This is a genomic window from Nocardioides aestuarii, from assembly GCF_039527245.1.
Lineage (GTDB): Bacteria > Actinomycetota > Actinomycetes > Propionibacteriales > Nocardioidaceae > Nocardioides > Nocardioides aestuarii.
This window is the reverse complement of sequence record NZ_BAAAJT010000002.1, coordinates 2,002,166-2,015,019: the sequence shown is the minus strand read 5'-3', so window position 1 is coordinate 2,015,019 and position 12,854 is coordinate 2,002,166. Positions and strand designations below refer to the sequence as shown.

At 72.8% G+C, this 12,854-nt stretch carries 17 protein-coding genes and 2 tRNA genes; 8 read left to right on the top strand and 11 right to left on the bottom strand.

What is annotated here, in order from left to right; translation table 11 throughout:
• Positions 1 to 137 precede the first annotated feature (137 nt).
• The gene (locus tag ABD091_RS10280; protein ID WP_343918031.1) at positions 138 to 800 is read right to left on the bottom strand and encodes a response regulator transcription factor; all 663 of its coding nucleotides are present in this window, start codon (positions 798 to 800) and stop codon (positions 138 to 140) included.
• 182 nt (positions 801 to 982) lie between these two features.
• Between ABD091_RS10280 and ABD091_RS10275 the strand changes: the two genes are divergently transcribed.
• Positions 983 to 2,797, top strand: a complete 1,815-nt coding sequence (locus ABD091_RS10275; RefSeq protein ID WP_343918029.1) for a phosphoenolpyruvate carboxykinase (GTP) — start codon at positions 983 to 985, stop codon at positions 2,795 to 2,797.
• 117 nt (positions 2,798 to 2,914) lie between these two features.
• Positions 2,915 to 3,916, top strand: a complete 1,002-nt coding sequence (locus ABD091_RS10270) for a LuxR family transcriptional regulator (protein ID WP_343918027.1) — start codon at positions 2,915 to 2,917, stop codon at positions 3,914 to 3,916.
• A 160-nt stretch (positions 3,917 to 4,076) separates the two neighbouring features.
• Here the strand turns inward: ABD091_RS10270 and ABD091_RS10265 are convergent, their stop codons facing one another.
• The 3 genes from ABD091_RS10265 to ABD091_RS10255 all read right to left on the bottom strand — a co-directional run bounded on the left by ABD091_RS10265 (position 4,077) and on the right by ABD091_RS10255 (position 5,055).
• The gene (locus ABD091_RS10265) at positions 4,077 to 4,199 is read right to left on the bottom strand and encodes a hypothetical protein (RefSeq protein WP_343918025.1); all 123 of its coding nucleotides are present in this window, start codon (positions 4,197 to 4,199) and stop codon (positions 4,077 to 4,079) included.
• 210 nt (positions 4,200 to 4,409) lie between these two features.
• Positions 4,410 to 4,500 (bottom strand) — tRNA-Ser (locus ABD091_RS10260).
• 102 nt (positions 4,501 to 4,602) lie between these two features.
• Positions 4,603 to 5,055: a hypothetical protein gene (locus ABD091_RS10255; RefSeq protein WP_343918023.1), complete on the bottom strand. Its 453-nt coding sequence runs from the start codon at positions 5,053 to 5,055 to the stop codon at positions 4,603 to 4,605.
• 114 nt (positions 5,056 to 5,169) lie between these two features.
• On the opposite strand from ABD091_RS10255, the gene ABD091_RS10250 reads away from it, so the two are divergent.
• Positions 5,170 to 5,454: a hypothetical protein gene (locus ABD091_RS10250; protein ID WP_343918021.1), complete on the top strand. Its 285-nt coding sequence runs from the start codon at positions 5,170 to 5,172 to the stop codon at positions 5,452 to 5,454.
• Between the two features lie 66 nt (positions 5,455 to 5,520).
• Positions 5,521 to 5,608: transfer RNA gene (locus ABD091_RS10245), tRNA-Ser, on the top strand.
• Between the two features lie 24 nt (positions 5,609 to 5,632).
• Here the strand turns inward: ABD091_RS10245 and ABD091_RS10240 are convergent.
• The 3 genes from ABD091_RS10240 to ABD091_RS10230 are packed head-to-tail and all read right to left on the bottom strand — an operon-like array spanning position 5,633 to position 8,001.
• A complete protein-coding gene (locus tag ABD091_RS10240; protein ID WP_343918019.1) occupies positions 5,633 to 5,863 on the bottom strand; it encodes a biotin/lipoyl-binding carrier protein in 231 nt (76 codons plus the stop codon).
• A gap of 30 nt (positions 5,864 to 5,893) precedes the next feature.
• Positions 5,894 to 7,228: a hypothetical protein gene (locus tag ABD091_RS10235; RefSeq protein WP_343918017.1), complete on the bottom strand. Its 1,335-nt coding sequence runs from the start codon at positions 7,226 to 7,228 to the stop codon at positions 5,894 to 5,896.
• A gap of 11 nt (positions 7,229 to 7,239) precedes the next feature.
• The gene (locus ABD091_RS10230) at positions 7,240 to 8,001 is read right to left on the bottom strand and encodes a carbon-nitrogen hydrolase family protein (protein WP_343918015.1); all 762 of its coding nucleotides are present in this window, start codon (positions 7,999 to 8,001) and stop codon (positions 7,240 to 7,242) included.
• A 39-nt stretch (positions 8,002 to 8,040) separates the two neighbouring features.
• On the opposite strand from ABD091_RS10230, the gene mobA reads away from it, so the two are divergent.
• From mobA to ABD091_RS10210, 4 genes are read left to right on the top strand one after another with little or no spacing between them, the layout of a single operon-like run.
• On the top strand, positions 8,041 to 8,577 hold the full coding sequence (gene mobA, locus ABD091_RS10225; RefSeq protein ID WP_343918013.1) for a molybdenum cofactor guanylyltransferase: 537 nt from the start codon (positions 8,041 to 8,043) through the stop codon (positions 8,575 to 8,577).
• A gap of 41 nt (positions 8,578 to 8,618) precedes the next feature.
• Positions 8,619 to 8,981 (top strand): DUF6457 domain-containing protein, encoded by a 363-nt coding sequence (locus tag ABD091_RS10220; RefSeq protein WP_343918011.1) that lies wholly within the window; start codon positions 8,619 to 8,621, stop codon positions 8,979 to 8,981.
• A complete protein-coding gene (locus ABD091_RS10215) occupies positions 8,978 to 9,961 on the top strand; it encodes an NAD(P)H-quinone oxidoreductase (protein ID WP_343918009.1) in 984 nt (327 codons plus the stop codon). Before ABD091_RS10220 ends, ABD091_RS10215 begins: the two co-directional genes overlap by 4 nt.
• Before the next feature lie 23 nt (positions 9,962 to 9,984).
• Positions 9,985 to 10,572: a bacterial proteasome activator family protein gene (locus ABD091_RS10210; RefSeq protein ID WP_343918007.1), complete on the top strand. Its 588-nt coding sequence runs from the start codon at positions 9,985 to 9,987 to the stop codon at positions 10,570 to 10,572.
• A 96-nt stretch (positions 10,573 to 10,668) separates the two neighbouring features.
• Here ABD091_RS10210 and ABD091_RS10205 read toward each other — a convergent pair whose 3' ends face one another.
• From ABD091_RS10205 to ABD091_RS10190, 4 genes are read right to left on the bottom strand one after another with little or no spacing between them, the layout of a single operon-like run.
• A complete protein-coding gene (locus tag ABD091_RS10205) occupies positions 10,669 to 11,256 on the bottom strand; it encodes a hypothetical protein (protein WP_343918005.1) in 588 nt (195 codons plus the stop codon).
• A gap of 17 nt (positions 11,257 to 11,273) precedes the next feature.
• Positions 11,274 to 12,068, bottom strand: a complete 795-nt coding sequence (locus tag ABD091_RS10200; RefSeq protein WP_343918003.1) for an HAD family hydrolase — start codon at positions 12,066 to 12,068, stop codon at positions 11,274 to 11,276.
• On the bottom strand, positions 12,065 to 12,553 hold the full coding sequence (locus tag ABD091_RS10195) for a GNAT family N-acetyltransferase (protein ID WP_343918001.1): 489 nt from the start codon (positions 12,551 to 12,553) through the stop codon (positions 12,065 to 12,067). Before ABD091_RS10195 ends, ABD091_RS10200 begins: the two co-directional genes overlap by 4 nt.
• Entirely contained in the window at positions 12,550 to 12,852 is a 303-nt protein-coding gene (locus ABD091_RS10190) for a DUF1905 domain-containing protein (RefSeq protein ID WP_343920930.1), read from the bottom strand. Before ABD091_RS10190 ends, ABD091_RS10195 begins: the two co-directional genes overlap by 4 nt.
• Positions 12,853 to 12,854: the final 2 nt, after the last annotated feature.

Below are 12,854 nucleotides of genomic sequence, written 5' to 3'. Positions count from 1 at the left end.
CCTCCCGATCAGAGGGCAGGGCGTCCCACACCGAGCGAGGCCTGCGTGAGTCCCCTGTGAGACGCCCTGCGCCGACGGTCCTGCACCGTCATGACGACCTCACCACCAGCAGGTGTCAGGAGATACACCCGCAGGTGTCAAACCTCTGTCGCGCCGGCCCGGTCGTCGAGCCGCACCCGGGAGCGATCGGGGCGGAAGCCGTGGTCGATCCCCCACAGCACCGCCTGGGTCCGGCTGTCCACGTCGATCTTGCGGTAGAGCGTCCGGACGTAGGTCTTGACCGTGTTGATCGACAGGAACGCCCGGTTGCAGATGTCGTCGTTGCTCAGGCCCTGGCAGATCAGCGCCAGCACCTCGGCCTCGCGCGGGGAGAGCCCGTGCTCGTCGCCGGGCCAGCGGCCCACGGCGCCGTCGCAGTCCTCGTCGGGCGGCACGATGGTGTCGCCGGCACAGATCAGCGCGAGCTGCTTGACGAGGTCCTCACCGCTGACGCTCTTGGAGACGTAGCCCGACGCCCCGGCGTCGAGCGACTGCTGCACCAGCTCGGGCTGGGTGTTCCAGCTGTAGACGACCACCTTGGCGTCCGTCTGGCCGACCAGCGAGGCGACGTCGAGCGCCGCACCCTGCCCCTGCGCGAAGGAGTCGTAGAGGACGAGGTCGACCTCGGCCTCGGGATTCATGCCGCTGTCGAGCTCCACGACCGTCACCTGGTCGGGGAAGCGGGTCAGGATGGCGGCGACCCCCATGACGACGAGCTCGTAGTCGTTGACCACCGCGACGCGGATCGGCGTAGCACTCATACACCGAAGGATAAGACCCCCGGCCGACTCACCCTCCGGGGCGAACCCGTATGACCGGGGTCACAACGCGTAGATCGATCCAATAGGTGGCCTGCGGGGGCGTGGGTAGCCTCCCCGCAACCAGTCGCCGACAACGACGCCGCGCGAGGCCCCCGATCGCAGCTCCAGCGAAGGAACAAGGCATGACCGCCACCACCATCAGCAGTGCGCCGACCACCCACCAGGGCATCCTCGACTTCGTCGCCGAGGTCGCGGAGATGACGCAGCCCGACGCGATCCACTGGTGCACCGGGTCCGACGAGGAGTGGGAGCTCCTCACCGCGGCGCTCGAGTCGACCGGCACCTTCACGCGGCTCGACCCGAAGATCAAGCCGAACTCGTTCTACGCCGCCAGCGACCCGATCGACGTCGCGCGCGTCGAGGACCGCACCTACATCTGCTCCGTCGACGAGAAGGACTGCGGACCCACCAACAACTGGATGGACCCGGGGCAGATGAAGGACCTCATGCGTGGGCTCTACGCCGGCTGCATGAAGGGCCGCACGATGTACGTCATCCCCTTCGTCATGGGCCACCTCGAGGCCGAGAAGCCGATGTTCGGCATCGAGCTCACCGACTCCGCCTACGTGACCGCCAGCATGCGCGTCATGGCCCGCATGGGCACCCACGTCCTCGAGCGGATGACCGAGCTCGACGCGGAGTTCGTCCCCGCGATCCACTCCGTCGGCATGCCGCTGGAGCCCGGCCAGGCCGACGTCGCCTGGCCCTGCAACGACACCAAGTACATCGTGCAGTTCCCCGAGGAGCGTGCGATCTGGTCCTACGGCTCCGGCTACGGCGGCAACGCCCTGCTCGGCAAGAAGTGCTACGCACTGCGCATCGCGTCGGTCATGGCGCGCGACGAGGGCTGGCTCGCCGAGCACATGCTGATCCTCAAGCTGACCTCGCCGCAGAACGTCGTGAAGTACGTCGCCGCGGCGTTCCCGTCGGCCTGCGGCAAGACCAACCTCGCCATGCTCCAGCCGACGATCCCGGGCTGGAAGGTCGAGACCCTCGGCGACGACATCGCCTGGATGCGGATCGGCGACGACGGCCGGCTGTGGGCGGTCAACCCGGAGTACGGCTTCTTCGGCGTCGCGCCCGGCACCAACGAGCACACCAACCCGAACGCGATGACGACCATCAACAAGGGCAACTCGGTCTTCACCAACGTCGCGCTCACCGAGGACGGCGACGTCTGGTGGGAGGGCCTGGAGAACCCGCCGGCGAAGGCGACCTCGTGGAAGGGCGAGCCCTGGACTCCCGACAGCGACGAGCTGTCGAGCCACCCCAACAGCCGCTACTGCACGCCGATCACGCAGTGCGACATCCTCGCGCCGGAGTACGACGACCCGCGCGGCGTCCCGATCGACGCGATCCTCTTCGGCGGCCGCCGCAAGACGACCGTCCCGCTGGTCTTCGAGGCCCGCGACTGGACCCACGGCACCTTCCTCGGCGCGACCCTGTCCAGCGAGACGACGGCGGCTGCGGTCGGCGCGGTCGGCGTGGTGCGCCGCGACCCGATGGCGATGCTGCCGTTCATCGGCTACCACGCGGGTGACTACTTCAACCACTGGATCAACGTCGGCAAGGACAACGACGCGTCCAAGCTGCCGAAGATCTTCTACGTCAACTGGTTCCGCCGCGACGACGAGGGTGGGTTCCTCTGGCCCGGCTTCGGCGAGAACAGCCGGGTCCTGAAGTGGGTCGTCGAGCGGATCGACGGTCAGGCCGCCGCGGTCGAGACCCCCATCGGTCACGTCCCGACCACCGACGCCCTCGACACCGACGGCCTCGACATCAGCGACGAGCAGCTTGCGGCCGCCCTGCACGTCGACGCCGACGAGTGGCGCGCCGAGATCCCGCAGATCCAGGAGTGGTTCGAGAAGTTCGGCGCCCACCTCCCCGCGGTGCTCTGGACCGAGCTCGACGGCCTGAAGGCGCGCCTCGACGGGTGACGCCCCGCTGACACGCCGTACGGCCCCGTTCCCTCGCCGGGAACGGGGCCGTCGGCCTTCGGCGATGTGGAAGTCTGTGCGTGCGGGGGCGGCCTTCGGGGGAGGGAAGGAAGTGACGTGCCAGAGCTGGGACCGGAGGAGCGGGAGCTCTTCGAGCGCACTGCCACGCCGTTGTACGAGTCGATCGTCGCCCAGGGCGGCATCGACGCGAAGGACCCGCGGCTCAACGGTCGGGGCGCCGACCGCGAGGCGTTCGGGCTGCTCCAGCGGCTCGGCCTGCTGACCCAGGAGCCCGGCAAGGAGCGCTGGGTCGCCCTGGACCCGTCGACGGTGCAGTCGCGGGTCATCAGCCCCCTCACCCAGGAGGGTGTCCGGCTGCTCGGCGAGTCGTCGAGCTGGGCCAGCGCCTTCGCACCGCTCGCCCAGGCCTGGCGGCGCGCGCCCGACACCAGCCAGGGCCCGTTCACGATCCTCCACGCCAACGCCATCGACCCCTTCATCGCCGGCCTGGTCGCCGAGTGCGAGGAGGAGATGCTGACCGCACAGCCGCAGGCCGGTCGCAGCGCCAGGAGCTTCGCCGCCGCGGCGAAGCGCGACGTCGAGATGCTGGAGCGCGGCACGAGGATGCGCACGCTCTACCAGCACAGCGCGCGGCGCAGCAGCGCCACCCACAAGTACGTCGCGTCGATCACCGCGCGGGGCGCGGAGGTGCGCACCCTCGACGAGTTCTTCAACCGGATGATCGTCATCGACCGGAGGGTCGCGGTGATCCCGGGCAAGGCCGAGGACCTCGACACGGCCGTGGCGGTGCGCGAGCCGTCGGTCGTCGACTACCTCGTCGACGTCTTCGAGCGGGCCTGGGAGCGCGGCCGGTCCTTCACCAACCGGGAGACGTCGCTGCTCAAGGACATCGCCGCCGAGCAGCGGGCGATGACGATCCGGATGCTGATCGAGGGCCACGCCGATCCCGTCAGCGCGAAGCGGCTGGGCGTCAGCCCGCGCACCTACGCCGGCTACGTGGCCGACCTCAAGAACGAGTACGAGGCGGAGACCCGCTTCCAGCTCGGCTACACGATGGGCCAGCAGGGGATCTCGGGCGACCGGCACGGCGACGACTGAGCCCGGACGCAGACGAGGGCAGCGACGCGGTCGCTGCCCTCGTGGGGGACGAGACGGGTGGCCGGGGGGACGACCGGATCAGTCCGTGGGGGTCGTGATCCTCGAGTGACCCCGTCTCGCTCTGTGGTGTGGTGAGGCGTGTGTTGCAGGCCGTGCGTGGTCAGCGCTGGCCGGTGATGCCGCAGCTCGGGCAACCCCAGCTGCTGTCGGCCGAGGCCGGGCTCCCGAGAAGACCGATGCCCATCACCGCGGCCGTGGTCACGACGATGGCGAACTTCTTCACGATCTTCATTGTCAGTCTCCAGTGGTCACTCATCGATGGCTCCCCGGTCGTCGGGGCCCGTAGCCCCCAGTTTCCGTCGTCCACCGGTGGATCGACACCTCTGCCTTGGCTCAAATAGTTGCAATGCAGACATGTGCAGCCGGGACGGGGAACAGGATGCCGGGGGACTCCCTCCCGGGGATCACCCGGAAGGGAGCCTGCCGAATCCAGCGGAGGCGGAGGGATTTGAACCCTCGATGGGGTTGTAGCCCCAAACCCGCTTAGCAGGCGGGCGCCATAGACCAGACTAGGCGACGCCTCCTCCGCTGCCGCGCGCCCGGGCACGCCGGGACGACAGCACGCTGAAGGCTACAAGCAACGCGCCGGGGCCGCCGAATCGGGTGGGCGGGCGCCCCGTGGGGTCTCAGCCGTCGAGCGGGCGCAGGCCCTCGCCCCGACGGAGCCGCTCGCGCAGCTCCGCCACGAGGGCGTCCCGGTCCGTCGCCACCGCCGCCACGGGGATGCTGGTGGTGCGGCCGTCCTTGAGCCGCAGCACGACGCAGTGGATGCCGCTCGGTGCCGCGGTGACGGCGTCGGCGACGTCGGTCCACGCCGCCGCCTTGACGCCGGTGCCACGCACCCAGCTCACCCGGTAGCCCGCGTCGTCGAGGCGCAGCAGCGGCCGGCGCCGTACGGCGACCGTGGTGGCGGCGACCGCGGCCACCGCCAGGAGGCCGGCGACCAGGACGAACGCGGGCTCCCACTGGAACAGTGCGACGAGCACCGTCGACACCAGGACCAGGATCGCCGCGACCACCAGCACCGACCCGACGAGGCGGGCGGCGAGCGGTGCGGCGAGCCGGTGGGTGGTCGACATGCGACCAATTCTCGCCGACGGCCGCTCCGCGGCGCCGTGGGGGTTGTCGGGGCGGCCCGCCGGGTTCACACTCAGGATCCCAGCCGACCTCCTCTGCTCCCTCCGGAGGTGCCCATGTCCACGCTCGACCACACCCACGGCCAGGTCCACCTCGACCAGCTCCGCGAGCGGTTGATTCACTTCGCGCCCGTACCCGCCCACGACCCGGGTGTCGTCGCCCGGCGGGCCTCCCACCTCCGCGAGCGGGACGCCCTGCTCGCCCGGCTCGCCGCCGTGCGCGAGGGCGACTCCTCCCCGGAGGCGCTGCGCCGCCTGGGCACCGACGTCGACCACCACCTCCAGCGCGGACGCGACCTCGCGTGGGACGACGTCGAGCTCGAGCTCGGCGGGTCGGAGTAGCGGCCCGTCCGCCCGGCGGGACCGTTCCGTAGACTCCCCCGAGTGCCGGCCTCCGGGCCGACGCACGGAGGGGTGCCGGAGAGGCCGATCGGAACCGCCTTGAAAGCGGTCGTAGGGAGACCTACCGCGGGTTCGAATCCCGCCCCCTCTGCCAACCGGTCACGGGCGCCCGCTCGGGTCAGCCGGTGATGGCCAGGAGGACGTCGCCCTCCTGGACCACGTCACCGGAGGTGACGTAGACGCCGGAGACGGTGCCGGCGTGCTCGGAGATGACGGGGATCTCCATCTTCATCGACTCCAGCAGGACGACGGTGTCGCCGACGGCCACGGTGTCGCCGGGGGCGACGTCGACGGTCAGCACGTTGGCGACCATCTCGGCGAGGACCTGGATCTCCTGCTGACGGGGCATGGGGCCGACGCTAGCCGTTACCGGCGCGTACTACAGAAGCGCCTCGATCCGGGCGGGCTCGGGGCGGACGGCCGCCTCCTCCTCCGCGCGCCGGGCGCCGCGGCCGCGCTGGCCGGTGAGGGCGAGGTCGACGCGGATCAGCACCAGTCCCACCAGCAGCCCGACGACGACCCCGTAAGTCACGGCCAGGACCGACTCGGTGACCGAGACCCCCGGGTCGACGAGCAGCTGGGCGATCGGGACCGTCGCCCCGACGCCGAACGCACAGACCCACCAGCCCTGCCGGCGCCGGGCCCGCATGTGGGTGCCCCAGACGAGGGCGGGGATGCCGAGCAGCGCGACGATCGGCCGCGGCGAGGCCCCGAGGTGCTCGCGCATCCAGCGGACGCCGTCGAAGACCCACTCGACGAGCGCGGGCGTGCCGTAGCGGCTCAGCAGCTCGGCGTAGGCCAGCGTGAGCCCGAGGATCAGGGCGCCGACGACGACGATGACGACACCGCGACGACCCAGGCCGTGGAAGCCGGCGCCGAGCCGGTAGACGACGGCGAAGCAGGCGACCAGCGCCAGCCCGAGCGTGACGTACTCGAACCGTCCGACGTCGAGGCTGGGGCCGATGCCGATCGTCGCGAGACCGCCGAGGGCGGCGATGTAGACGGCCACCACGACCTCGCGCACGGCCCGCCGGAAGTTCTTCGCCGGCACCGTCGCGACGATCGCGAGCACGGCGGTCACCACGCAGATCATGACGGCCGCACCGCTGCGGAGCATGGGCCGGTCGAGGGTGATCACGCCGGCGCCGATGGCGAGGGTCAGCAGCGAGAACACGACCGGGCGGCCACCGGTCCGGGCCGCGAGCGCCCAGACGTAGGTCGTGGCGATGGCGACCGCGCCGACCTGCGGGATCAGCTCGGAGGTCAGGTCGACGTCGCGCAGTCCACCCGGCATGGCCAGCCGGTCGCTCGGCAGCGAGCCCTGGAGCAGGAGACCCTCGGCCAGCAGGGCCGCGCCCGCGACGGTGAGCAGCAGCCAGAGCGCCGTCAGCAGGCCGGCACCCAGCCGGGACCGGGGCGGTGGTGCGACCGGCCCGACCGGCCGCGACTTCGGTGGTGCGGGGTCGGGCACGGCGTCGGGCACGGGGTCGGAGTGCTCCGCGACGGGAGCCGGTGCCGGTGCGGGTTCGAGTGGCGACACCGGCACGGGGGCCGGGCCCTCGGCAGGCGCGGGGGCCGCCGCGGCGCGGCGTACGGACGGCGGCTCGGCGCGGCGCTCGGTCCGGGTGCGTTCGGTGGTCGGACGAGGGGGCCGGGCCTTGCGTGACCAGGGACGCGTCGGCTCGGCGCGTCGTCGGGGAGTGCTCTTGGCCACGGGTGCTCAGGTTACCTGCGCCGGTTGAGCAGCGAGGGGTTGGTCCTCCGGGCCTCGACCACCCGCTCCGGGTCGAGCACGGCGGTCAGCACCTCCTCCCCCTCCCCGGCCTCCGCGACGACGTCGCCGAGCGGGTCGACGACCATCGAGTGGCCGCTGTAGCGCGGCGCGGGCTGGCCGACGGCGACCACGTAGGCGGTGTTCTCGATGGCCCGGGCACGGACCAGGGTGCGCCAGTGGTCGACCTTCCGCTCCCCTGCGACCCACGCCGCCGGCACGACCAGCACGTCGGCCCCGGCGTCGACGAGCGCGCGCGACTGCTCCGGGAATCGCAGGTCGTAGCAGGTCTGGAGGCCGAGCGTGAAGCCGCCGAGCGATGCCGTGCACGCGCTGATCGGGCCCGCGGCCAACCGGTCGGACTCGCGGTAGCCGAAGGAGTCGTAGAGGTGGACCTTGCGATAGTCCGCACGCGCGGCACCGCGCAGGACGAGCGTGTTCCACGGCCGGGTCGGGTCGTCGGAGGCCTCGAACATCCCGGCCAGGACCGACGTCCCGCGCTCGTCGGCGACCCGGGCGACCTCGCCGGCGAACGGCCCGTCGAGCGGCTCGGCGTACGGCGCCACGTCGGACCCGGCCTCGCCGAAGTCATGGGCGAAGGCCTCGGGGAACACGGCCAGATCGACGCCGCCGGGCGTCAGGTCAGCGAGCAGGGCCCGGTTGTCGGCCGGATCGAGTCCGGAGGCGTGCTGGACCAGGGCGACGGTGAGGCTCACACCCTCCAGCGTGCCACGGGTCGGTGGCACGATGGACGGGTGCTGCTCGCCGCCGTGGTCCTCGCCGGCGGCACCGCCGTGCGTCTCGACGGCGCCGACAAGGCGTCGATCGAGCTCGACGGCCGCACCTTCCTCGAGCACACGCTCGCGGCGACGGCCCGCGCCGGCGAGGTCGTCGTCGTCGGTGACCCCGTCCGGACCAGCCGGCCGGTGACGTTCACCCGCGAGGACCCGCCGCTCGGCGGCCCGGCCGCGGGGCTGGTGGCGGGCCGCCACGCCCTCACCGCGATCCCCGACCTGCTGGTCGTGCTGGCCGTCGACATGCCGCGGGTCACCGCCTCCACGGTCGACCGGCTCGTCGCCGCCGTCGCGGGCGACGGGTCCGTGCTGGTCGGCCCGGACGGTCGCGACCGGATCGCGCTCGTCGTACGCACCGCGGCCCTCGACGCGGCCACGCCCGACGACGCCCACGGCCTCCCTCTCCACCGGCTCCTCGCGCCGCTCGACCTCGCACCGGTCACGGCCACCGGCGACGAGGCGCGAGGCGTCGACCGCTGGGAGGACCTCCGGGCCTGACCGGGGTTGCGGCGCGCGGGGGTGTTGGACACGCTGGGGGGGTGAACCTCCACGACTGGATCGACGAGCTCTCCGACGTGCTGGACGTCGAGGCCGAGGTCGACGAGGCGCTGGTCCTCGACCTGGCCCGGTCGGCGGCCCACAACGTCACGCGCCCCGCCGCGCCCATCACCACCTTCCTGCTCGGCTACGCCGCCGGGCAGTCCGGCGCCGACCCCGAGGCAGTCGAGCGGCTGGCCGCCCGGGCCCAGGCCCTCGCCGACAACTGGGACCGGCCGGCCGGGGCGCCGGACCCCGACGACGTCGACGACGACGTGCCCGACGACCGGGCGGTCGACCACACGGGCGACAGCTACGGCGACGGCGACGACGAGGACGAGGTCGTCGCGGAGGACGAGGAGTGAGGGGGGTCGTCGCCGACGGCGCCGGCGGACCCGAGGTCCTCTCCCTGGGCGAGATGCCCGACCCGGTCGCCGGACCCGGCGAGGTCGTGCTCGAGGTCGCCGCGACCGCGGTCAACCGCGCCGACCTGCTGCAGCGCCAGGGGTTCTACCCGCCGCCGCCCGGGGCCTCCGACGTCATCGGCCTCGAGTGCAGCGGCACCGTCGCCGAGGTCGGCGAGGGCGTCGAGGGGTGGTCGGTCGGCGACGAGGCGTGCGCGCTCCTCGCCGGCGGCGGCTACGCCGAACGGGTGGCCGTCCCCGCCGGACAGCTGATGCCGGTCCCGGCCGGGCTCGACCTGGTGACCGCGGCGGCGCTGCCCGAGGTCGCCTGCACCGTCTGGTCCAACGTCTTCATGGTCGCGGGGCTCCGGCCCGACGAGCACCTCCTCGTCCACGGTGGCGCCGGCGGCATCGGCACGATGGCGATCCAGGTCGCCCACGCCCTCGGGGCGACCGTCTTCGCGACCGCCGGATCGGCCGAGAAGCTCGAGCTCTGCCGCGAGCTGGGTGCCGACGTCGCGATCAGCTATCGCGACGAGGACTTCGTCGAGGTCGTGAAGGAGCGCACCGACGGGCACGGCGCCGACGTGGTCCTCGACAACATGGGGGCGAAGTACCTCGCCCGCAACGTCGACGTCCTCGCCCTCGAGGGCCGCCTCGTCGTCATCGGGATGCAGGGTGGCACGAAGGCGGAGCTCGACCTCAGCGTGCTGCTGCGCAAGCGCGCGGCGGTCATCGCCACCTCGCTGCGGGCCCGGCCCGTGGAGTCCAAGGCCGCGATCTGTGCGGCCGTCGTGGAGCACGTGTGGCCGCTGGTCGCTGACGGTCGCGTGCGGCCGATCGTCCACCGGACCCTGCCGCTCGCCGAGGCGGCGTCCGCGCACGCCCTCCTGGAGTCCGGTGACGCCTCGGGCAAGGTCCTGCTCACGACCGGCGCGTAGGCCCCCGCCGTAGGGTGGGGCGCATGAGCGAGCAGGACGAGCAGCACGTCGTCGTGATCGGGCCGGACGGCCAGCCGGTCGGCGTACCCGCGAGCGTGATCGCGCAGGCCCAGGCCGCCCAGGCGACCGACGGGGGGGACGACGACGGCGAGGGCGAGCGCCACCTCACCGACCTCGTCGAGCAGCCCGCGAAGGTGATGCGGATCGGCAGCATGATCCGCCAGCTGCTCGAGGAGGTGAAGGCCGCGCCGCTCGACGAGGCCAGCCGCAACCGGCTCAGGGAGATCCACGCCGCGTCGGTCAAGGAGCTCGAGAGCGGTCTCGCGCCCGAGCTCGTCGAGGAGCTCGAGCGCCTCTCGCTGCCGTTCACCGAGGAGATGACCCCGTCCGACGGCGAGCTGCGGATCGCGCAGGCCCAGCTGGTCGGCTGGCTCGAGGGGCTCTTCCACGGCATCCAGACCGCGATCTACGCCCAGCAGATGTCCGCCCGAGCCCAGCTCGAGCAGATGCGCCGCCAGCTGCCGCCCGGGGCCTCGATGTCGCCGGGCCAGCCCGGCGTACCCCCGCGGCCCGACGCGCCCTCCGGCGAGTCCGGCCACATGTACCTCTGAGGCTGCAGGAATCCCCGGCCATCAGGGGATTCCTGCACTTGTCAGGCGTTGCAACCCCTGACAAGTGCCAAGTTCCCCGGCTGACCGGGGATTCCGTCAGGCGCGCTTGCGGAAGAGCAGCAGCCCCAGCAGGCCGACGAGCACCATCGCGCCGCCGGGCGCGGCGAGCCGCGTGAACGGCATCGGCTCGGCGCCCGCGACCTTGGTGAACTCCGGCTCGGGAGCCGACGGCTCCGGTCCGGGGGGCTGCGGGACCGCGTTGCCGGGGCCGAGTGCCTCCTCGACGTCCTTGACGTAGGCCGGGGTCGCGCGGCCGGTGCCGGTGCACTTGGCCGACTCGAGGGTCGTGCCGCCGGCCCGGGTGGCGAAGAAGATGTAGCCGCGGTCGAGGTCGAGGGAGCCCAGGCCGCAGTCGTCGCTGGTCGAGGTGGAGACCTCGACCGGGGTGTCGGCGACCCGACCGCGATAGATCCGCTCGACGTCGACCGAGTAGACCCGCTGCTTGCCCTGCGCCTGCTGGTCGCGCAGCACGCCGGTGAAGACGACGTCGGCCTGCCGGGCCTGCTGGGCGATCGACCCCTCGCCCTCGCAGGTGCAGGCCGCGTGGGCGGAGACGCCGGTCAGCACCAGCCCGGCGCAGGCGAGCGCGAGGGCGGAGAGCAGGCGGAGGAGGCGTCTGGGCACCAGGCCATCGTCACAGATCACGCGTCGAACAGGCCAGCCAGCACCCGCGCCACGCCGTCGTCGTCGTGGTCGGGCGCGACGTGGTCGGCGACGGCGAGCACCGAGGGGTGGGCGTTGGCCATGGCGTAGGACCTGCCCACCCACTCCAGCATCGGCAGGTCGTTGGGCATGTCGCCGAAGGCGACGACCTCGGAGCGATCGACCCCCATCCGCTCGCAGAGCAGGGCCAGCGTCGACGCCTTGGTGACGCCGGGCGCGCTCATCTCGAGCAGGGTCGAGGCCGAGGACCACGTGACCACCAGGCGCTCGCCCACGGCCTCCTCGGCCGCGGTCCAGAACTCCTGCGGGTCGAGCTCCTCGTGGCGGGCGAGGACCTTGAGCGCCGGCCCCCGGAAGATCCGGTCGAGCGGGCCGCGGGGCGCGCTGTCCGGCAGCGGGTGGCGCTCGAGGAACTCCGGCTCGAGGGCGATGCCGTCGAGGGTCTCGACGGCGAAGGCCGACCCGGGCACCGCCTCGCGGATCAGCGTGCACGCCTCCAGCCCGTCGGCGACCGGAACCGCCCGGGTGAGGTCGACGGCGTCCCGGGCGACGTCCCACACCAGCGCGCCGTTGGAGACGATCGCCAGGCCGTGCGCCCCGACGTACCCGAAGACCTCCTCGGCCCACCGCAACGGCCGGCCGGTCACGAACACGACCGGCACCCCCCGCGCGTCGAGCGCCTCGATCACGTCGTGGGTGTAGGGCGAGACGGTGCCGTCGCTGCGCACGAGGGTGCCGTCGAGGTCGGTGGCGACCAGCCGCGGTGTGGTCACGGGAGCGGCCGCACCATGACGAGCTCGCCGTCCTCGGTGGTGCCGCGCAGCTGGGTGAAGCCGCAGCGCGCGAGCACCTTGAGGCTGGGCTGGTTGTCGGGAGCGACGCTCGCCCGCAGCCGTACGCCGGCGGCGTCGGCCGCGGCCGCCAGCGCTCGCAGCGCCTCGGTCGCCAGGCCACGGTCGCGGACCTCGGCGACCAGGCCGTAGCCGACCTCGGTCTCGGGGACGCCGTCGACGTCGGCGGGCGGCCCGAAGCAGCCGATGCTGCCGACCGCCTGGTGGCCGAGGACGACGTGGCGCGGCCCCCAGCAGTCGCCCTCGGTCACCATCGACGCGGCGTCGACGTCGTCACGGCGCGGGTACGCCGGGTGCCAGCGGTCCTGCCGCCGGCCGGCGAGCATGTCGTCGGCGTCGGCGCGGGTGAGCAGGATCAGCCGCAGCCGCTCGGTCTGGATCCGCTCGGGGAGCCCGGGCTCGTTCACGGCCGGACCTCCACCTTCACCGTCAGCTGGTCGCCCTCCTCGACCTGCTCGGCGTCGCGCACCGCCTTCTTCACCGGCAGCACGAAGCAGCCCGACTCGGCGTCGGGGAAGACGCTGGTGTCCCAGCGCGAGGAGCCGGTCGCCACCGACACCCGCACCGAGCCGAAGCCGCGCGGTTCCCCGGCGAGGTCGCGCACCGCGTCGCTCACCTCCGGCGGGAGCGTGACGAAGCACCACGCCGACGGGTCAGCGGTCTCCCGTCGCGCCGACCACCGCCACAGCGGCGCGGTGAAGGTCATCG

Bases quoted from the DNA above. Each gene is read 5' to 3' on its own strand.
- ABD091_RS10255 (WP_343918023.1), bottom strand. From the start codon at position 5,055: ATGTCGACCACCCACCGGCTCGCCGCACCGCTCGCCGCCCGCCTCGTC.
- ABD091_RS10190 (WP_343920930.1), bottom strand. From the start codon at position 12,852: ATGACCTTCACCGCGCCGCTGTGGCGGTGGTCGGCGCGACGGGAGACC.
- ABD091_RS10280 (WP_343918031.1), bottom strand. From the start codon at position 800: ATGAGTGCTACGCCGATCCGCGTCGCGGTGGTCAACGACTACGAGCTC.
- ABD091_RS10240 (WP_343918019.1), bottom strand. From the start codon at position 5,863: ATGCCCCGTCAGCAGGAGATCCAGGTCCTCGCCGAGATGGTCGCCAAC.
- ABD091_RS10250 (WP_343918021.1), top strand. From the start codon at position 5,170: ATGTCCACGCTCGACCACACCCACGGCCAGGTCCACCTCGACCAGCTC.
- ABD091_RS10210 (WP_343918007.1), top strand. From the start codon at position 9,985: ATGAGCGAGCAGGACGAGCAGCACGTCGTCGTGATCGGGCCGGACGGC.
- ABD091_RS10275 (WP_343918029.1), top strand. From the start codon at position 983: ATGACCGCCACCACCATCAGCAGTGCGCCGACCACCCACCAGGGCATC.